We start from the raw sequence: 19,664 nt of genomic DNA, 5'->3' as shown, positions 1-19,664 counted from the left end.
CCCGCCGGGGCGTCCGGACCTCCGGGCGCCCCGGCGCACGCGTGTGAGTCGATCTTCGTGGGCCCGATAGGATTTCGACCATGGCGGCCACTGGATCCGAGAAGCAGGGGGCGAAGGCGTACTACGTCTCGACCCCCATTTACTACGTCAACGACGCTCCTCACCTGGGCCACGCCTACACGACCGTCGCAGGCGACGTGCTCACACGCTGGCACCGTCAGCGTGGCGAGAAGGTGTGGTACCTCACCGGCACGGACGAGCACGGTCAGAAGATCATGCGCACGGCCGAGGCGAACGGCGTCTCACCGCAGGAGTGGTGCGACAAGCTGGTCACCGAGGCCTGGAAGCCCCTCTGGGAGCACCTGAACATCGGACACGACGACTTCATCCGCACCACGGAGAAGCGTCACACGGACCGTGTGCAGGAGTTCGTCCAGGACCTGTACGACAAGGGCGAGATCTACAAGGGCGGGTACGAGGGCCCGTACTGCGTGGGCTGCGAGGAGTACAAGCTCCCCGGTGATCTCATCGAGGCCGAGGACGGCACGAAGCTGTGCCCGATCCACAAGAAGCCGGTGGAGATCCTCAAGGAGGAGAACTACTTCTTCAAGCTCTCCGAGTACGGCCCCGAGCTGCTCGACTTCTACGCGTCGAACCCGGACTTCATCCAGCCCGAGTCGGCCCGCAACGAGGTCGTGAACTTCGTCAAGCAGGGTCTGCAGGACCTCTCCATCTCGCGTTCGACCTTCGACTGGGGCGTCCCGGTCCCGTGGGACGAGAAGCACGTCATCTACGTGTGGATCGACGCCCTCCTCAACTACGCGACGGCCGTGGGCTACGGCTCGAACCAGGCGAAGTTCGAGGAGACGTTCCCGGCGAACGTGCACCTCGTGGGCAAGGACATCCTGCGCTTCCACGCCATCATCTGGCCGGCGATGCTGATGGCGCAGGGCCTGCCGGTGCCCGGCAAGGTGGCGGCCAACGGCTGGCTGATGGTCGGCGGCGAGAAGATGTCGAAGTCGAACCTGACCGGCATCAAGCCGCAGGACCTGACCTCGCACTTCGGCGTCGACGCGTACCGCTGGTACTTCCTGCGTGCGATCGCGTTCGGTCAGGACGGTTCGTTCTCCTGGGAGGACTTCCAGGCCCGGTACACCTCGGAGCTGGCCAACGACTACGGCAACCTCGCCTCCCGTGTGGCGGCGATGGTCGGCAAGTACTTCGGTGGCGCGCTGCCGCAGGCGACGGCCGCCGGTGACGCTGAGAAGGCGGTCCAGGACGGTCTCGCCAAGGCCGTCTCGGAGGCCGACCGGAAGATCGGCGAGGAGCTGGACTTCCAGGGCGGCATCCTGACCGTCTTCGAGTTCGTGAAGCAGGTCAACGGCTACATCACGGAGCAGGAGCCGTGGAAGGTCGCCAAGGACGAGTCCGAGGAGGGCAGGGCCCGCCTCGCGACCATCCTGTACACGGCCGCCGAGTCGCTGCGCGCGGTCGCGGTCCTGCTGAACCCGGTCATGCCGGAGACGTCCCAGAAGCTGTGGGACTCCCTGGGCGCGGACACCACACTGGGCGCGCTGGCGGACCAGAAGGTCCAGGAAGCGGGCGAGTGGGGCAGGCTCCCGGCGGGCACGACGGTCACGAAGGGCGCGGTGCTGTTCCCGCGCCTGGAGGAGCCGAAGAAGGACTGACGCACCCCGCGGTGAGGGCCCGGAACCACGCGTGGTTCCGGGCCCTCACCCGTGTGCGCTCGGCGCACGAGCGCCGGCGCCGGCCTCGGCGTACTCAGCGCGCCAGCGCCTGGGCGTCCCCCATCACCACGACCGGCTTCTTCACCGGGTCCAGCCACCGCAGCAGTTCCTTCATCCGGCCCCGGGGCAGCGAGACGCACCCCTGAGTGGGTCCGCCGTGGTCGACGTGGAGCCAGATGCCGCCGCCCTTGCCGACGCCGAGCGGCCGGGTCCAGTCCAGGGGAGTGGTGCCGGGCTTGCGGTTGTAGTCGACGGCCACGACGTAGTCGAACGAGCCGGCGAGCGGCTCGCCCTCGAAGCCCCGTCCGCTGATGCTGAATGCCGGTCCCCGGTCGTACGGGAGCTTCGTGCCGGGGTCGGGCAGCCTGCCGCCCGCGTCCGACAGGCCGAAGACCCCGATCGGCGATCTGAGGTCGCCCTGCCGGTGGTCGTCGGTCCAGCCCTTGAGGGCGTTGTGCCCGTGCCATGTGTCAGACACGGGCTTCCAGCCCCGGTCCGCCGCCTCCCGTTCGTACAGCACGGCGGTGGCCCGGTTGGCGTCGGGTCCGTCGCCCGTGACGACGACGGCCTGCCGGCTGGCCGCCGGGATCGCGGCACGGGTACCGGGCCCGAGGGCCGGGATCTCGCCGGACCGGTCTGCCTGCGGCTCCGGTGCGGACCGTCCCGCCCGGCCGCTCTGTCCGTCGGCGCCCGCGCCCTCCCCACCGGGTGCCGTGCCCGCCGCGGCCTCCGGCCGGGCCGCGGTTCCGGGGGCCCCGTCACCGCCGGCGGTGCAGCCCGCGAGCAGCACACCGGCGCAGGCGAGCACAGGCAGTGTTCGTTTACGGAGGAGCATCCAAACGCCTTTCAGTCCTCGTTGTCCGTGTCGTCGCCGCGCAGCGCCGGCACCGGGTCGTGGTCGTCCGCCCCGGGGGTGGCCCCGCTTCCCGTCGGCGTGAAGCGGGCGTCGGCTACGATCCGCCGGGCGTCCTCCACGGCCTGTTCCGCCCCCTCGGCCGCGCACAGCGCGACTTCCATGACCACCTCCGGGCCGCTCCGGGTGCCGACCAGCGCGCTGTACTGCCGTGCGCCACCGATGGCACGGCAGCCGGGTTCGACGGTGCTCGATTCATACAGAACGGGAGAATCCTGCACCTTCTTGATCAACGTGGCGGACGGTGCCGGGGTCACGACCAGCAGCACGCCGCCCGGTCGCAGCGACTTGAGCGGAGGGCACCCCCACGGGTGCCCAGCACACGGCCGGTCATACGCCGTGAGCGGCTGTGCGGCCGCGAAACCGCGGGCCCCGACCTTCTGCCGGGGGTCGGCCGACAGTTCCAGTGACCGCCAGGAGGAGGGCAGCAGCAGGGTGAGGCCGGCCAGCCCGCCGTAACGGACGTGCGTCCCGGCGGTCGTCGGGAGGGGGCCCGGCGGGTTCGCGGGCGAGGACCGGAACGGCTCCGACGGTCCGGCCGCCGCGGGCGGCACCGGTCCGCCGCCGTCGCGCATGAGACCGGGCAGCAGCGCGCCCGCCACGGCCAGGGCGGCCACCGCTCCGGCAGCCGCTCCGGCGGCCCGCCGGCGGCGGCGGGCGACCCGCTCCCGTACCCGCTGCATCCGTTCCTCCGGCGCGTGCAGCCGGGGCACGGCCCGCTCCAGCAGGATCCGGAGTTCGGACGCGTCGTCGCCGTCGTGCACGGGGCGGAGGTCCTCGTGCGTGCGGTCCTGCCTGCGGTCCTGCCTGCCGCCGGCGTGTGTGTCGTCGTTCCAGTCGTCGTCCTCACGGGCGGCCACAGCGCTCACCCCCCTCCACGACGGCCGGCAGCGCCCCCCGAAGGGTGCGCAGCGCCTTGGCCGCCTGACTCTTCACGGTGCCGGGGGCACAGCCGAGCGTCGCGGCCGTGTCCTCGACGCTCAGATCCTCGAAGTAGCGCAGCACCACGACCGCGCGCTGCCTCACCGGCAGCCGCCGTACCGCCGCGGCCAGCGACTGCTCCAGGTCCACGCCCTCGAACGGGTCGCGCTCCGAGGCCCGGTCGGGCAGTTCGCCGTGCGGGACCTCGCCCCGCCAGCGTCTGCGCCACCAGGAGGCGTGCGTGTGGACGAGCGCCCTGCGTACGTACGCCTCCGGGTGGTCGCCCGCGATCCTGTGCCACTTCGGCCAGACCTTGGCCAGCACGGTCTGCAGCAGGTCCTCCGCGAGGTGCGCGTCCCCGGTCAGCAGCCAGGCGACCCTCAGCAGTCTGGGGCCGCGTGCGGCGACAAACTCCTCGAAGTCGCCGTCGCCCCGCCAGCCGCGCATCCGGTCCTCGCCATTCCGTTCGGTGTCCCACATCAGCAGAACGCGGTGGCGGGCCGGTCGGGTTGCCCCGGATTCGAGGAGTCGTTCCCGGACATGGGGAAGGGCCCCGGAACCTCGCGGTTCCGGGGCCCTTCCTGATGCGGTGCCGGGGTCCTACTCGCCGGACTTGGCGACCGGCTTGCGCAGCTGGATGTTCAGCTCGCGCAGGCGGGCCTCGTCCAGTTCGGTGGGCGCGCCCATCAGCAGGTCCTGGGCGTTGCCGTTGAGCGGGAAGGCGATCGTCTCGCGGATGTTCGGCTCGTCGGCCAGGAGCATCACGATGCGGTCGACGCCGGGGGCGATGCCGCCGTGCGGCGGGGCGCCGTACTCGAAGGCGCGGAGCATGCCGGCGAACTCCTGCTCGACGGTCTCACGGGAGTAGCCCGCGATCTCGAACGCCTTGAACATGATCTCGGGCTCGTGGTTCCGGATCGCGCCGGAGGAGAGCTCGGTGCCGTTGCAGACGATGTCGTACTGCCAGCCCAGGATGTCCAGCGGGTCCTGGGTCTCCAGGGCCTCGATGCCGCCCTGCGGCATCGAGAACGGGTTGTGCGAGAAGTCGATCTTCCCGGTCTCCTCGTCCTTCTCGTACATCGGGAAGTCGACGATCCAGCAGAAGCGGAAGACGTTCTCCTCGAAGTGGCCGGCGCGCTTGGCGGCCTCGACGCGGACCGCGCCCATGATCTTCGAGACCTCCTCGAAGTCACCGGCGCCGAAGAAGACCGCGTGGCCCGGCGCGAGCGCCAGGCGCTCGGTGAGGACCTTGACGTTCTCCTCGGTGAGGAACTTGGCGATCGGGCCGGTCAGCCCGCTGTCCTCGCCGACCCGCACCCACGCGAGGCCCTTGGCGCCCTGCTCGACGGCGTAGTCACCGAGGCCGTCGAAGAACTTGCGGGTCTGCCCCCCGGTGTCCGGCACGGCGAGCGCACGCACGTGCTTGCCGGCGAACGCCTTGAACTCGGAGGCCTCGAAGACGTCCGAGATGTCGACGAGCTCCAGCTTGGCGCGCAGGTCCGGCTTGTCGGAGCCGTACTTGAGCATCGCCTCGCGGAACGGGATCCGCGGGAACGGGGAGGTGACGTGGCGGCCGCCGCCGAACTCCTCGAAGAGTTCGGTCATCAGCTTCTCGATCGGCTGGAAGACGTCCTCCTGCTCGACGAAGCTCATCTCGACGTCGAGCTGGTAGAACTCGCCGGGCGAGCGGTCGGCGCGGGCGTCCTCGTCGCGGAAGCAGGGCGCGATCTGGAAGTAGCGGTCGAAGCCGGAGATCATCAGCAGCTGCTTGAACTGCTGCGGGGCCTGCGGCAGCGCGTAGAACTTGCCCGGGTTGAGACGGGACGGCACCACGAAGTCGCGGGCGCCCTCGGGGGAGGTCGCGGCGAGGATCGGCGTCGCCATCTCGTTGAAGCCGAGCGCGGTCATCTTGTGCCGGATGGCGGAGATGACGGCGGTGCGCAGCATGATGTTGCGGTGCATGCGCTCGCGGCGCAGGTCGAGGAAGCGGTACTCCAGGCGGCGCTCCTCGTTCACACCGTCGTCGGCGTTGATGGTGAACGGGATCTGCTTGGCCGCGCCGAGGACCTCGACCTCGGCGGCCTCGATCTCGACCTCGCCGGTGGGCAGCTCGGGGTTGACGTTCTCCGCGCCACGCGAGACGACCTTGCCGTCCACACGGACGACGGTCTCCTTCGTCAGCTTGTCGAGCACCTCGGCGGCCTTGGTGCCGGGCCGGGCGACGAGCTGCGTGATGCCGTAGTGGTCACGCAGATCGATGAAGAGGATGCCGCCCAGGTCTCGCCGATTGTGCAGCCAGCCGCTCAGCCGGACGTCGGCTCCGACGTCAGAGGCGCGGAGCTCGCCGCAGGTGTGGGACCTGTACCGATGCATCGTCGTTCATCCAGTCTTAGCGATTCGGGGTGGGCACAACCTTTGCAAGGTTACCGCCCGGCCCCCGTACGGCCCATTGACATAGACGCGACAGCCTTCCGCCACGTCACAACCGTGATGATCGGAATAAAGTGAGGCAATGCGCACGGAGGACGTGCTGGCCGCGATCGCGACCGGTGTATGGCGGTGGGACACCCGGTCCGGGACGGTGTCGGTCGACGCCGAGGCGGCCCGGCTGATCGAGCTGCCCGCCGAGCCGGGCGACGTACCGGCCTCCGTCGTCCGCTCGCGCTTCCACCCCGTCGACTGGGCGGAGATCAACGGCGTCATCTCCCTCGCCGTCGCGGAGGGAACCCTCGCGGAAGCCAGGCTCCGTGTCGTGGACGAGACCGGCCGGGTGCTGCGCACCGTCCGCAGCCGCACCAAGGCGCAGGGGGACGACGACGGTTACCTGCTGCACGGCACCCTCCAGGAGGTCGCGGAGCCGCAGCCCGGCACCACCGCCGCCCGGACACCGGTCACCGGCGACTGGCGGCGGCACCGGGAGGCGTTCCTGCTGGACGCGGGCCGCGCCCTCGCGGAGGCCCGTTCCACGGCCGAGGTCCTGCGGGTGGCCTCCTCCCTGTCGATGCCGGGCTTCTCCCCCGACGGCCTGGCGGTCTTCGGCGTGGCCGGCGACCATCTGACGATCATCGGCCAGCACGGACACAGCCCGTCCGACGAACAGCCCTTCACGGACCTGCCGCTGGACAGCAACTACCCGGCCGCCGATGTCGTGCGCACGGGACGGGCGGTCTACCTGCCGACTCCGGGCGAGTACCGCGGCCGTTACCCCGTCACCTGGCCGCTCGCGCAGCGCTTCGGCCGCCAGTCCTGGGCCTTCCTGCCGCTGATCGTCGCCGGGCGGACGATCGGCGCATGGCTCGCGGCGTTCCGCCATCCGGTCGCCTTCACACCCGACGAACGCTCCGTGCTCACCACCGTCGCCCGGATGCTCGCCCAGGCGCTGGCACGCGCCGGCGTCGCGGAGTCCGAACGTGAGCTCACCCTCGGCCTGCAGCGTTCGATGATGCCCTCGCTCGGCCCGGAGATCCCCGGCATGGCGGTGGCCGCACGGTACGTGCCGACCGGCGGCGGCCTCCAGGTCGGCGGCGACTGGTACGACCTGATCCCGCTCCCCTCGGGGCGCACGGCCCTGGTCATCGGTGACGTCCAGGGGCACGACGTACGGGCCGCCGGCCTCATGGGGCAGCTGCGGATCGCCCTGCGCGCCTACGCCTCCGAGGGCCACCGGCCCGACGCGGTCCTCTCCCGCGCCTCCCGCTTCCTGCACGGCATCACCGACACCTACGCGGAGGGCGACTACTCCAGCCCGCGCTTCGCCACCTGCCTGTATCTGGAGGTGGACCCGGCCACCGGACTCGTGGAGATCGCCCGCGCGGGGCACCCGGAACCGGCCGTGCGGACATCGGACGGGACGGTGCTGCTGCGCTCCACGGAGGGCGGGCTGCCGCTGGGCATCGAACCGGACGCGGACTATCCGACGACCCGGTTCGTGCTGGAGGCCTGGGAGACGCTGATGATCTGCACGGACGGCCTCGTCGAGACCGGCGGCCACGATCTCGACACCGGCTGGGCCAGACTGCGCGGCGTCATGGAGGAGCACTCCGGCGAGTCGCTGGAGGACCTTGCCGACAACCTGGTGAGGGCCGTGCACGGGCCCTCGTCCCACTACACGACGGGGCCGCTCGCCGACCGGCGCGAGGACGACATCGCGCTGGTGCTGCTGTGCCGGGAGGGGCAGCCGCTCCGCCGTGCGCCACGCCGCAGTTCCATGACCGTCGCCCAGGCGGAGCCGGAGCGGATCGCGGCCGCCCGCCGGCATCTGCGGGACCTGCTGCACGACTGGGAGGACACGGAACAGGTCGACGCCGCGGTCCTGATGATCTCGGAGATGGTCACGAACGTGCTCGTGCACACCGACGGCAACGCGCTCATCGTCATCGAGGTGGCGGACGGCGGCGCGGCCCGGCGCCTGCGCGTGGAGGTCACGGACACCGGCGACGAACTGCCGCACCTGCGCAGGCCCGGCGAGATGGCCTCCTCGGGCCGCGGCCTGCTGCTGATGGAGCTCTTGGCGGACACCTGGGGCGTGGATCCCAGGGGCGAGGGCAAGACGATCTGGTTCGAGCTCTACGAGTCGGTCCCGCCGGCCGGCTCCGAACGGCCCGGTGTGCCGGCCGGGCCGTAACGCGCCCTCAGCTCCCGGACGACGCCGAAGGCGGCGGCGGTGACGGGCACCGCGAGGAGCATTCCGAGGATGCCCGCGAGGCTCGCCCCCGCCGTGATCGCCAGCAGCACCACTGCCGGATGCATGTGGACCGTACGGCTCTGGATCATCGGCTGGAGCACATGCCCCTCCAGCACCTGCACCGAGAGCACCACCCCGAGCGCCCAGAGCGCGATGACGAACCCCCGGTCGGCGAGGGCGACGAGGACGGCGACCGCGCCCGAGATGAACGCGCCCAGGTAGGGGATGTACGCGCCAACGAAGACGAGTGCGCCGAGCCCGATCGCACCCGGTACCCGAAGGATCAGCAGCCCCGCCGTGATGCAGGCCGCGTCGATCAGGGCGATGAACGTCGTACCGCGCATGAAGCCCTCGACCCCGCCGTAGGCTCGGCGGGCGATCGCCTCGACCAGTTCGCCGGAGTCACCGGGCGCGAAGGAGCGCAGCGCGCCGACCGCCCTGTCCGAGTCCCGCAGGAAGAAGAAGATCAGCAGCAGCGCCAGGACGGCGATCGCGATCATCTCGCTCACCACGCTCAGCCCGGAGATCACCCCGGAGGCGGCCGTCCCGCCGAACTTCCCGAGCAGTTCCCTGGCGTTCGAGGCGAGGTCGTCGAGGGAGGTCCCGGCGGCTGAGAAGTGCCGGGACAGGCCGTCGGCGGCCTGCCGGAGCGAGGCGATGATCTGGTCGCCGGTCTCGACGAGCGCGTTGACGACGATGTAGCCCGCCCCGCCGACGACGGCGACGACGGCGGCACAGGTCAGTCCGGCCGCCAGGGACCGCTGCACCTTCATCCGGACCAGCCACCGGTACAGCGGTCCGAGCAGGGCCGTCCCGAGCAGCGCGAGGAGTACGGGCGTCACGGCCGTCTGGAATCTGACCACCAGCCAGACCCCGACGGCCGCGACGCCGGTGACGAGCAGCGCGACGACGCACCAGGCGGCGAGGCGCCTCACGGGCTCGGGCAGCAGCGGCTTCTGCGGGAACACAGGCCCCACCCGACCACGCTCGCCCGAACCCGTCCCGCCCAGCCGGTCCGCACGGGTGACGGGCCGTCAAGCGGGTGGCCGCCGGTTACATGCCGTGGACGGCGGGGACGGTGCCGAGCAGCCCCTTCTGGAAGTCCTCGAAGGCCTGCTTCAGCTCGGCCTGCGTGTTCATCACGAACGGGCCGTAGTGCGCCATCGGTTCGCGGATCGGACGGCCGCCGAGCAGCACGATCTCCAGATCGGGCGTGTTCGAGTCCTGGGCCTCGTCCGCCCGGACGGTCAGCGAGCCGCCGTCGCCGAAGACTGCCGTCTGGCCGGTCCGCACCGGCCGCAGCTCCTGGCCGACCGCGCCGCGCCCGGCCAGGACGTAGGCCAGGCCGTTGAAGTCCTCGCGCCAGGGCAGGGTCACCTCGGCGCCGGGCGCCAGGGTGGCGTGGATCATGGTGATCGGCGTGTGCGTGATGCCGGGGCCCTCGTGGCCGTCCAGCTCACCGGCGATCACCCTCAGCAGCGCACCGCCGTCGGGGGAGGTCAGCAGCCGCACTTGACCGCCGCGGATGTCCTGATAGCGCGGGTCCATCATCTTGTCGCTCGCGGGCAGGTTGACCCACAGCTGGAGCCCGTGGAACAGGCCGCCGGACATGACGAGGGACTCGGGCGGCGCCTCGATGTGCAGCAGACCGCTGCCCGCCGTCATCCACTGCGTGTCGCCGTTTCTGATGGTCCCGCCGCCGCCGTTGCTGTCCTGGTGGACGAACGTTCCGTCGATCAGATAGGTGACCGTCTCGAAGCCGCGGTGCGGGTGCCAGGGCGTGCCTTTCGGCTCTCCGGCGGCGTACTCCACCTCGCCCATCTGGTCCATCATGATGAACGGGTCGAGGTACTGGTAGTTGATCCCGGCGAACGCGCGCCGCACCGGGAATCCCTCTCCCTCGAAGCCGCTGGGGGCCGTGGAGACGGCGAGCACGGGCCGCGGCAGAGCCTCGGCGGGTGCGGCGACGCGCGGCAGGGTGATCGGGTTCTCGACAGTCACTGCAGGCATGGCGGGACCTCCTTGTGCGACCACTTTAGTTGAAAAATGAACTTCCTGCCACTCGGAACGAAGAACGCCCGGGAGGAATTCCTCCCGGGCGTTGAGAACCGGCCGCAGCGCGGGCGTCAGCCTCGACGTTCCAGCATCTCGTACGCAGAGACGAACAGCAGCGTGCACACCTCGACGATCTCCTCGACGCTTCCCGTCTGCTTCCCCAGCGTCCGGTCGACCAGCAGCTCGTTGACACCGCCGACCAGGGCGATGGAGAGCATGGGCAGCAGCTCCGGTCTCGGTATCCCGAGGCGGCGGGCCGCGAGGGCCGAGATGAAATCGGCGAATTCATGCATGACGGCGTGCCGCCGCTGCTCCATGGCCGGGCTGACGCCCACGACCTCGATGAGCACGACCCGCGCCTTGCGTCCGTCGTCGGTCAGGGTCTTGACGAACGACTCCAGGCCGGCCCGCGCCTCCCGCTCCAGCCCCGCCCGGCTCTCGCCCGCGGCCACTCCGGGGCTCCCGTCCGCGGCCCCGCCGGAGCCCTCACCACCCATGCCCACTCCAGGGCTCCCGTCCGCGGCCCCGCCGGAGCCCTCGCCCTCGCCGGGGACCCGGTCCGCAGTCCGGGCGGGCCCTTCGCCGACCCCGCCCACGGCCCGGCCCGCCGCCTCCGCCGCCGAGAAGGCCGCCGTCTCGACCTCTTCGATCAGCCGGTCGTACACCGCCCGGAGCAGTTCCTCCCGGCCCTGGAAGGACTCGTAGAAGTAGCGCTCGGTCAGCCCGGCCTCCCGGCACAACTGGCGCACCGACGCCGCGGCGTACCCGACCGTCCCGAACACCTCGAGACCGGCGTCGACCAGCCGTGACCTGCGCTCCTGCTGCCGTTCCGCCGCGCCCCGCCCGCCGTAGCGCCGGCCGGTCGGCTGTGCTGTCCCGCTCACGCCACCGTTCCTCTCCCTGTCCCGAGCCTTGACAGGATGCAACACGCTTCTGACAATCCCGATTGTCAGAATAATTTCCGGACTCCACCAGGACGGAGAGCCATGCCGGATTCAACGCGGCGTCACCCTGCCGCCGGCCGCGTCGTAGCGGTCACCGGTGCCGGGCGCGGCATCGGGCGGGCCGTCGCCCACGCGCTCGCCGCCGCCGGCGCCCATGTCGCTCTCGGCGACATCGACACGGCGGCCGCCGAGGCCGCCGCCGAGGACGTGCGCCGGCAATCCGGCGGCCGGACGATCGGTCTGCAGCTCGACGTCACGGACAGCGCGTCGTTCGAACGCTTCCTCGACCGCGCGCAGGAACGGTTCGGCCCGCTCGACGTCCTCGTCAACAACGCGGGGATCATGTGGGTCGGCCCCTTCGCCGACGAGGCGGAGCACACGGCGCTGCGCCAGTTCGACGTCAACGTCCACGGCGTCCTGCGGGGGATGAAGCTCGCCGCGCCCCGGATGCGCGCCCGCGGCGCCGGCCACATCGTCAACATCGCCTCGGCCGCGAGCCGGATCTCACCGCGCGGCGAGGCGACCTACGCGGCGACGAAGCACGCCGTCCTCGGCTACAGCACCGCCGTCCGGGCGGAGCTGCGCGACACCGGCGTCCGGGTCTCCGTCGTCATGCCGGCGGTGGTCGACACCGAGCTGGCCGTCGGCACCAGCGAGGGCGCCACCCGGCGGCTGACGCCGGAGGACGTCGCGGGAGCGGTGCTGCGCGTCGTCCGCCGCCCCCGCGACGAGGTGTACGTGCCGCGGCACGTCGGCCTCGTGCCGCTGGTCTCCGCGCTGCTGCCCGCCCGGGCGGCCGCGCTCTGGCAGCGGGCCGTGGTCCCCGATCAGCTGACCGCCCTCAAGGACGCGTCGGTCCGCACCGCCTACGAACGCAGGAGCAGGGCCGTGCCCGGCCACGACAAGGACAGGACCTCGCCATGACAGAAACCCTCACCGGTGACCTGCCCGCCGGCGAACTGCCGCAGGGCATACGTCCGATCCCCGAGTTCGACGGCGTGCACGACGTCTGGCCGCGCGGCGACCGTCTCCAGGCCGTACGGGACGCCGCCACCGCCTACCGGGAACGCTTCCGCGAGCAGGGCCGGATCCACGCCGTGCGCAGCTTCGACATCGCCGCCGCGCCGTACCCGACCCGCTACGCCTTCCACAACGCCGCCATCGCCCCCAACCCCTTCGTCAACATCATCAACCGGGCGCTCGTCGTGCACTACGACGACTTCGAGGGCACACCGCGAATCCTGGTGTGGGAGCCGACCGTCCCGGAGGGCTCGAGCACGGCACCCTTCTACGCCCAGCTCAAGCGCATGGCGGGCGACTGGCTCACCGACCATGTCTTCGCCCGGTACTACCACCGGCCGAAGGACGTGCTCGCCCTGTGCGGCCTCGGACCCGACGACGTCGACTACGTGAGCTTCGACCATCTGCATGTGCAGGACGTCCGCATGATCATGGGCGGCGACAAGCCGCTCCCGGGCGGCACCACCGCGCCCGAGCCGCTGTTCCCCCGGGCCCGGCTCCTCGTCCACCGCAAGGAACTCGGCACCTTCGAGTCCCCCCACCCCATGCAGCGCGCCTGGTACGTCGACGGCGGCATGGACGGAGTCCCCGCGGACCGGGTGATCCCGTTCGACCGGGACATCGAGCTGGGCGAAGGCGTCAGCCTGCTGTGGACGCCGGGACACACGGACGGCAACCACTCGCTCGTGCTGAACACGCCCGACGGCGTCTGGGTGTCCTCGGAGAACGGGGTGGCGGCCGACAACTGGCAGCCGGAGCTCTCCCGCATCCCCGGTGTACGGCGGCACGCCCGCTTCTTCGGCCACGAGGTCGTCCTCAACGCCAACACGCTCGAGGACTCCCTCGACCAGTACGACTCCATGGTCAAGGAGAAGACGCTGGCCGACCGCAGCAGCCGTGACCCGCGCTGGCTGCAGATCCTGCCGTCCTCGGAGATCGCCCGCTGGAAGCGCCAGTGGCCCGTCTGGCCGACGCACACGCACGGCGGTCTGCGCTACGGCACCTTCCCGGGCGAGCGCGAGAACTCCTGACCGCTACGGACACAGGGACACAAGGCGCTGCCGACCGCGGACCGGTCGGCAGCGCCCTGTACGTGTACGGGTGCGGGCGCGGCTAGCCGTACATCCGGCGCATCGCGAAGTCGACCATCTGCTCGACGGCCTTCGCGTCGAAGACCATCCGGTGGTCGCCCTCCATGTCGAGCACGAAGCCGTACCCCGTGGGCAGCAGGTCGATCACCTCGGCTCCGGTGATCACGAAGTACTTGGACTCCTTGCCCGCGTACCTGCGCAGCTCCTTGAGCGTGGTGAACATGGGGATGACCGGCTGCTGGGTGTTGTGCAGCGCCAAAAAGCCCGGGTTGTCACCGCGCGGGCAGTAGACCTTCGACGTCGCGAAGATCTGCTGGAAGTCCTCGGCCGCCATCGACCCCGTCGTGAAGGCCCGTACCGCGTCGGCCAGGGACGGCGGCGACGGCTCGGGGTACAGCGGCTGCTCCCCGTAGGAGGGCTGCTGAGGCACGTACTGCTGCTGCTGAGCGCCCGGGGTCTGGTCGTAGCCGTACATGACCGCAAGAGTAACGAGTCACAGATGCCCCTATAGGGGTTGCATCTTATTACCGACGGGTAGCATCATCGTAGCTACTTGCTGGTACGTGGATGAGAAATCCAACTTCCGATCTTTACGGAGCCGTCGCCATGGGGCACTACAAGTCGAATCTCCGCGACATCGAGTTCAACCTCTTCGAGGTCCTCGGGCGCGACAAGCTGTACGGCACCGGCCCGTTCGCGGAGATGGATGTCGACACCGCCAAGTCGATCCTCGACGAGATCGCCCGTCTCGCCGAGAACGAGCTCGCGGAGTCGTTCGCCGACGCCGACCGCAACCCGCCGGTCTTCGACCCGGCGACCAACACCGCGCCGGTCCCGGCGAGCTTCAAGAAGAGCTACAAGGCCTTCATGGACTCCGAGTACTGGCGCCTCGGCCTGCCCGAGGAGATCGGCGGCACCACCTCGCCCCGCTCCCTGATCTGGTCCTACGCGGAGCTGCTGCTCGGCTCGAACCCGGCGATCTGGATGTACTCGTCCGGCCCCGCCTTCGCCGGCATCCTCCACGCCGAGGGCAACGAGGCGCAGAAGAAGGTCGCCGAGATAGCCGTGGAGAAGCGCTGGGGCTCCACCATGGTGCTCACCGAGCCGGACGCCGGCTCGGACGTCGGCGCCGGCCGCACCAAGGCGATCCAGCAGGAGGACGGCTCCTGGCACATCGAGGGTGTGAAGCGCTTCATCACCTCCGGTGAGCACGACATGGAGGAGAACATCCTCCACTACGTGCTGGCGCGCCCCGAGGGTGCCGGCGCGGGCACCAAGGGCCTCTCCCTCTTCCTCGTGCCGAAGTTCCACTTCGACTGGGAGACCGGCGAGCTGGGCGAGCGCAACGGCGTCTACGCGACGAACGTCGAGCACAAGATGGGCCTCAAGGCGTCCAACACCTGTGAGATGACGTTCGGCGACCAGCACCCCGCCAAGGGCTGGCTCATCGGTGACAAGCACGACGGCATCCGCCAGATGTTCATGATCATCGAGTTCGCCCGGATGATGGTCGGCACGAAGGCCATCGCCACCCTCTCCACCGGCTACCTGAACGCGCTGGAGTACGCCAAGGAGCGTGTCCAGGGCCCCGACCTGAAGAACTTCGCGGACAAGACCGCGCCCAAGGTCACCATCACGCACCACCCGGACGTGCGCCGCTCCCTGATGACGCAGAAGGCGTACGCCGAGGGCATGCGCGCCCTGGTGCTGTACACCGCCTCCATCCAGGACGAGATCGCCGTCCAGGAGGCCGCCGGCGAGGACACCAAGTCCCTCGTGGCGCTCAACGACCTGCTGCTCCCCATCGTCAAGGGTTACGGCTCCGAGAAGTCGTACGAGCAGCTCGCCCAGTCCCTGCAGACCTTCGGCGGCTCCGGCTACCTGCAGGAGTACCCGATCGAGCAGTACATCCGCGACGCCAAGATCGACACCCTGTACGAGGGCACCACCGCCATCCAGGGCCAGGACTACTTCTTCCGGAAGATCGTCCGCGACCAGGGCCAGGCGCTGAACGCCCTCTCCGAGGAGATCAAGAAGTTCCTCGCCGTCGGTACCGGCGGCGACGACCTGGCCGGCGCCCGCGACGCGCTCGCCAAGGCCGCCGTGGACCTCGAGGCGATCGTCGGCACGATGACCAACGACCTCATCGCCACCGGCGAGGACGTCAAGAACATCTACAAGGTGGGCCTCAACACCACCCGCCTGCTCATGGTCTCCGGTGACGTGGTCGTCGCCTACCTGCTGCTGCGCGGTGCCGCCGTCGCCGCCGAGAAGCTGGAGGCCGCGTCCGCCAAGGCTGTGTCCGCGAAGGACGTGCCGTTCTACCAGGGCAAGATCGCGGCCGCGAAGTTCTTCGCCGCCAACGTCCTGCCGGGCGTCTCCGTCGAGCGCGCGCTCGCGGAGACGGTCGACGGTTCGCTGATGGACCTGGACGAGGCCGCGTTCTGACCCTCGCCACCTTCGGTCAACCGGTGCCGCCGCCCGAGTCCTCGGTCGGCGGCACCGCCGTTTCCGGCTGCCGGGCAGCCGTCCCCTCCGGGCGACCCGACCGTCGTCAGGCCGCCGGCCGCCCGTTTCCCCAAGGTGGCCGCCCGTCGTTCCGGCTGCCGGGCGCCGGACGTCCCTCGTTAAGGTGAACCCATGAGCAGCGCACCCGCCCGCTTCGATCGCGGCCACACCGACGACCTCATGTCCTTCCTCACGGCCGCACCCACGCCGTACCACGCAGTCGCCACGGCGGCGGAGCGGCTCGAGAAGGCCGGATTCCGGCAGGTGCTGGAGACGGACGCGTGGGACGCGACCGCAGGCGGGAAGTACGTGCTGCGCGGCGGGGCGATCATCGCCTGGTACGTGCCGGAGGGCGTCTCGGCCCACACCCCCTTCCGTATCGTCGGCGCCCACACCGACTCGCCGAACCTGCGGGTCAAGCCCCTGCCCGACACCGGCGGGCACGGCTGGCGGCAGATCGCCGTCGAGGTCTACGGCGGGACGCTCCTCAACACCTGGCTCGACCGCGACCTCGGGCTCGCCGGACGGCTCACCCTGCGCGACGGCACACAGCGGCTCGTGAACGTCGACCGGGCGCTGCTGCGCGTACCGCAGCTCGCCGTGCACCTCGACCGCTCCGTCAACACCGACGGGCTCAAGCTCGACCGTCAGCGCCACATGCAGCCCGTCTGGGGCCTCGGGGACGTCGAGGAGGGCGACCTGATCCGCTTCCTCGAGCAGGAGACCGGGCTCGACGAGGGCGAGGTCACGGGCTGGGACCTGATGGTCCACTCCATCGAGCCGGCCTCCTACCTGGGCCGGGACCGCGAGCTGGTGGCAGGCCCGCGGATGGACAACCTGGTATCCGTGCACGCGGGTACGGCCGCCCTGGCGGCGGTCGCCGCCTCAGCCGAACTGCCGTACATCCCCGTGCTCGCCGCCTTCGACCACGAGGAGAACGGCTCCCAGTCGGACACCGGCGCCGACGGCCCGCTGCTCGGCTCCGTGCTGGAGCGCTCCGTGTACGCCCGCGGCGGCACCTTCGAGGACCGTGCCCGCGCCTTCGCCGGGACCGTCTGTCTCTCCTCCGACACCGGCCACGCCGTGCACCCCAACTACGGCGAGCGCCACGACCCGACCCACCACCCGCGTGCCAACGGCGGCCCGATCCTCAAGGTCAACGTCAACCAGCGGTACGCCACCGACGGCCAGGGCAGGGCCGTGTTCGCCGCGGCCTGCGAGAAGGCCGGTGTGCCGTGGCAGACGTTCGTGTCGAACAACGCCATGCCCTGCGGCACCACCATCGGGCCCATCACGGCCGCCCGGCACGGCATCCACACCGTCGACATCGGCGTCGCCATCCTGTCGATGCACAGCGCCCGCGAGCTCTGCGGCGCCGACGACCCCTACCTGCTGGCGAACGCGCTGACCGCCTTCCTGGAGGGCTGAGCAGGCAGGCGCGCCAAAGGCTCCACCGGGGGCGGCGGGACGAAATGTTGCCGTCGCCCCCGGTGCGTTCGACGCTGGTCGGTGGGGGCTCCTGCCCGGCACGAGACGATCGGAGCGACCGCCATGAGAATGGTGCTGCGAGCCGTCATGGACACCGAAAAAACCAATAAGCTGACCGACCCTGAGAAGGTGGTACAGCTCTGGGACCGCATCCTCGGGCAACTGAACCCGGAGGCGGCCTACTTCAGCCCCCACCACGGCTGCCGGTCCTGCGTCATCGTCTTCGATCTGCAGGAGAGCTCCCGGCTGCCGTCCCTCCTCGAGCCGCTCTTCCACGAGTTCGGCGCGCACATCGAGATCCAGCCGTGCTTGAACAAGGAAGACCTGATGAAGGGCCTCGCCGAGGCGGCCGCGTCACGCTGACCGCCCCGGAGACGACCGGGCCCGGCGGTTGACAACCGGGCCCGGGACGGGGGACCAGGCCAGGGCCTGGCCGGACGACCGAGCCTTGGGGGCGGCCGGGTCCGGGGGCGGCCGGGTCTACTGCTCCCGGTCCATACCCGCCAGCACCAGCGGCAGCCTGGACACGCCCTCCCCGGTGACCCGCACCGGCACTCCCCAGTCCTGCTGGTGCACATGGCAGGCCGGATATTCGTTGTCCGGGTCGTCGTCGCAGGACGCCGCCATCGCGGAGACGTGCAGCACGCCCTCCCCGACCGTCGCGTCGATCTCCAGGTCACGGCTCAGATCCGTACCGGCGCCGTCGCCGGAGCGCAGCAGCTCCGGCGGCGTCGACGACACCAGAAGCCGTGTCGACGGGCCGTAGCGGGTGTCGAGCTTCTGCCCCGTCGGCGCCTCGAACACGACGTCCAGCCGGAGCGTTCCCGGCGCGACGTCGGTGGCGGCACGCCGGGTGCGGTGGGCGACGGACTCCACACGCACCGCCTCCTCCGGCAGCCGCAGCCGGGTCAGCCGGTGCCCGGCGGACTCGACCACGACGATCTCCTCGCCGTCGAGCACCGCACCGCTCGGCTCTCGAAGGTCCGTGGCCAGCGTGGTCACCTCACCGCTCTCCGGGTCGAAGCGACGCAGGGCGTGGTTGTACGTGTCGCTCACGGCCACCGAACCGTCCGGGAGCGCCGTGACACCCAACGGGTGCTGGAACAGCGCCTGCCCCGCCTCGCCGTCGCGGTGCCCGAAGTCGAAGAGTCCGGTACCGACGGCGGTGCGGACCACGAGATCGCGGTCGATCCAGCGCAGTGACGACGTCTCGGAGTCGGCGATCCAGAGCCGGTCCTCTGTCGCCGCGAGCCCGGAGGGCTGCGCGAACCACGCCTCGGCGGCCGGACCGTCGACGAGCCCCTCGTTGGTGGTGCCCGCCGCGACCTGGACCGTGCCCTCCTCGGGGTCGTACGTCCACAGCTGGTGCACACCGGCCATGGCGATCCACAGCTTCCCGCCCCACCAGGCCACGTCCCACGGCGACGACAGCGCCACCTCGAGCGCCGGGCCGGCCGTGGGCGAGCCCTGCCACCACTGCTTGCCCGTGCCGGCGAGCAGCTCGATCGTGCCGCTCCTCGGGTCGTAGGCGCGGATGGCGTGGTTGACGGTGTCGGCGACGGCCACGCGCCCGTCGGGCAGCAGGGCGAGGCCCTGCGGCTCGTTGAACTGGCCGTCGCCGATCCGGCGCACGACGCTCTCGCCGTCCGCCTCCAGCTCGACCAGCTGATGCCTGGTGGAGTCGGAGACGAGGAAGTTCCCGGAGGGCAGCCTGAGCGCCTTGCCGGGGAAGCGCAGATCCGTGGCGACCGGCTCCGGCGCGACGTACGGCCCGTCACCGCGGCGCAGGGTCCCCTTGGCGGCGTGCTCCACCTCGAGCTCCTCCACCAGCTTCTCGATGGCGTGCGCGTGGCCCTCGCCCGCGTGCTGGGCGACGACGTACCCCTCGGGATCGATCACGACCAGCGTCGGCCACGCCCGCACGGCGTACTGCTTCCAGGTCGCGAGATCGGGGTCGTCGAGAACGGGGTGGTGCACCTGGTAGCGCTCGACGGCATCGACGACGGCCTGGTGCTCGGCCTCGTGCACGAACTTCGGCGAGTGGACCCCGATGATCACGACGGTGTCGCGGTGCTTCTCCTCTAGCTCGCGCAGCTCGTCGAGGACGTGCAGGCAGTTGATGCAGCAGAAGGTCCAGAAATCCAGAATGACGATGCGTCCTCGCAGGTCGGCGAGGGTGTACTGCCTGTCACCGGTGTTCAGCCAGCCGCCTTTGCCGATCAGCTCGGGGGCACGGACACGGGCACGGCGTGGCTGGGGCGCGGGGGTGGGCGCCGAGGCTGCATCGTTCAT

At 70.7% G+C, this 19,664-nt stretch carries 16 protein-coding genes; 7 read left to right on the top strand and 9 right to left on the bottom strand.

Annotated elements, in window-relative coordinates:
• The first annotated feature begins 80 nt into the window (after positions 1-80).
• A complete protein-coding gene (gene metG / locus ACFYV1_RS16485) occupies positions 81-1,688 on the top strand; it encodes a methionine--tRNA ligase (RefSeq protein WP_389396157.1) in 1,608 nt (535 codons plus the stop codon).
• Positions 1,689-1,782: 94 nt separating this feature from the next.
• Here the strand turns inward: metG and ACFYV1_RS16480 are convergent, their stop codons facing one another.
• From ACFYV1_RS16480 to aspS, 4 genes are all read right to left on the bottom strand, one after another.
• Positions 1,783-2,583 (bottom strand): L,D-transpeptidase family protein, encoded by an 801-nt coding sequence (locus ACFYV1_RS16480; RefSeq protein WP_389396156.1) that lies wholly within the window; start codon positions 2,581-2,583, stop codon positions 1,783-1,785.
• A gap of 11 nt (positions 2,584-2,594) precedes the next feature.
• Positions 2,595-3,530, bottom strand: coding sequence for a hypothetical protein (locus tag ACFYV1_RS16475; RefSeq protein WP_389396155.1), 936 nt, complete (start codon positions 3,528-3,530; stop codon positions 2,595-2,597).
• Complete coding sequence (locus tag ACFYV1_RS16470) at positions 3,508-4,062, bottom strand: SigE family RNA polymerase sigma factor (protein ID WP_389396154.1); 555 nt, start codon at positions 4,060-4,062, stop codon at positions 3,508-3,510. The genes ACFYV1_RS16475 and ACFYV1_RS16470 overlap by 23 nt, the downstream gene beginning before the upstream one ends.
• A 120-nt stretch (positions 4,063-4,182) precedes the next feature.
• Positions 4,183-5,955, bottom strand: coding sequence for an aspartate--tRNA ligase (gene aspS, locus ACFYV1_RS16465; protein ID WP_389396153.1), 1,773 nt, complete (start codon positions 5,953-5,955; stop codon positions 4,183-4,185).
• A gap of 139 nt (positions 5,956-6,094) precedes the next feature.
• Between aspS and ACFYV1_RS16460 the strand changes: the two genes are divergently transcribed.
• Positions 6,095-8,206, top strand: a complete 2,112-nt coding sequence (locus ACFYV1_RS16460; RefSeq protein WP_389396152.1) for a SpoIIE family protein phosphatase — start codon at positions 6,095-6,097, stop codon at positions 8,204-8,206.
• On the opposite strand, the gene ACFYV1_RS16455 is transcribed toward ACFYV1_RS16460, so the two are convergent.
• The 3 genes from ACFYV1_RS16455 to ACFYV1_RS16445 form a co-directional block, all read right to left on the bottom strand.
• Positions 8,149-9,234: an AI-2E family transporter gene (locus ACFYV1_RS16455; RefSeq protein WP_389396445.1), complete on the bottom strand. Its 1,086-nt coding sequence runs from the start codon at positions 9,232-9,234 to the stop codon at positions 8,149-8,151. The genes ACFYV1_RS16460 and ACFYV1_RS16455 overlap by 58 nt on opposite strands.
• 85 nt (positions 9,235-9,319) lie before the next feature.
• A complete protein-coding gene (locus ACFYV1_RS16450) occupies positions 9,320-10,276 on the bottom strand; it encodes a pirin family protein (protein ID WP_389396151.1) in 957 nt (318 codons plus the stop codon).
• A gap of 116 nt (positions 10,277-10,392) precedes the next feature.
• On the bottom strand, positions 10,393-11,205 hold the full coding sequence (locus ACFYV1_RS16445; protein WP_389396150.1) for a TetR family transcriptional regulator: 813 nt from the start codon (positions 11,203-11,205) through the stop codon (positions 10,393-10,395).
• Positions 11,206-11,307: 102 nt separating this feature from the next.
• Here ACFYV1_RS16445 and ACFYV1_RS16440 point away from each other — a divergent pair, with 102 nt between their 5' ends.
• Complete coding sequence (locus tag ACFYV1_RS16440; RefSeq protein WP_389396149.1) at positions 11,308-12,189, top strand: SDR family oxidoreductase; 882 nt, start codon at positions 11,308-11,310, stop codon at positions 12,187-12,189.
• On the top strand, positions 12,186-13,316 hold the full coding sequence (locus ACFYV1_RS16435; protein ID WP_389396148.1) for a hypothetical protein: 1,131 nt from the start codon (positions 12,186-12,188) through the stop codon (positions 13,314-13,316). Before ACFYV1_RS16440 ends, ACFYV1_RS16435 begins: the two co-directional genes overlap by 4 nt.
• 82 nt (positions 13,317-13,398) lie before the next feature.
• On the opposite strand, the gene ACFYV1_RS16430 is transcribed toward ACFYV1_RS16435, so the two are convergent.
• Positions 13,399-13,851 carry an SseB family protein gene (locus ACFYV1_RS16430; protein ID WP_389396147.1) on the bottom strand — a complete coding sequence of 151 codons (453 nt, stop codon included), beginning with the start codon at positions 13,849-13,851 and terminating at the stop codon, positions 13,399-13,401.
• A 131-nt stretch (positions 13,852-13,982) separates the two neighbouring features.
• On the opposite strand from ACFYV1_RS16430, the gene ACFYV1_RS16425 reads away from it, so the two are divergent.
• From ACFYV1_RS16425 to ACFYV1_RS16415, 3 genes are all read left to right on the top strand, one after another.
• Positions 13,983-15,824 carry an acyl-CoA dehydrogenase gene (locus tag ACFYV1_RS16425; RefSeq protein ID WP_389396444.1) on the top strand — a complete coding sequence of 614 codons (1,842 nt, stop codon included), beginning with the start codon at positions 13,983-13,985 and terminating at the stop codon, positions 15,822-15,824.
• Positions 15,825-16,016: 192 nt separating this feature from the next.
• Positions 16,017-17,312: a M18 family aminopeptidase gene (locus ACFYV1_RS16420; RefSeq protein ID WP_389396146.1), complete on the top strand. Its 1,296-nt coding sequence runs from the start codon at positions 16,017-16,019 to the stop codon at positions 17,310-17,312.
• Between the two features lie 147 nt (positions 17,313-17,459).
• A complete protein-coding gene (locus ACFYV1_RS16415) occupies positions 17,460-17,735 on the top strand; it encodes a hypothetical protein (RefSeq protein ID WP_389396145.1) in 276 nt (91 codons plus the stop codon).
• A gap of 117 nt (positions 17,736-17,852) precedes the next feature.
• Here ACFYV1_RS16415 and ACFYV1_RS16410 read toward each other — a convergent pair whose 3' ends face one another.
• Complete coding sequence (locus ACFYV1_RS16410; protein ID WP_389396144.1) at positions 17,853-19,664, bottom strand: NHL domain-containing thioredoxin family protein; 1,812 nt, start codon at positions 19,662-19,664, stop codon at positions 17,853-17,855.

Origin of the sequence: Streptomyces sp. NPDC003023 (assembly GCF_042888225.1) — a bacterium.
Lineage (GTDB): Bacteria > Actinomycetota > Actinomycetes > Streptomycetales > Streptomycetaceae > Streptomyces.
The sequence above is the reverse complement of the archived record's forward strand: the minus strand, read 5'-3'. Positions and strand labels throughout refer to the sequence as shown.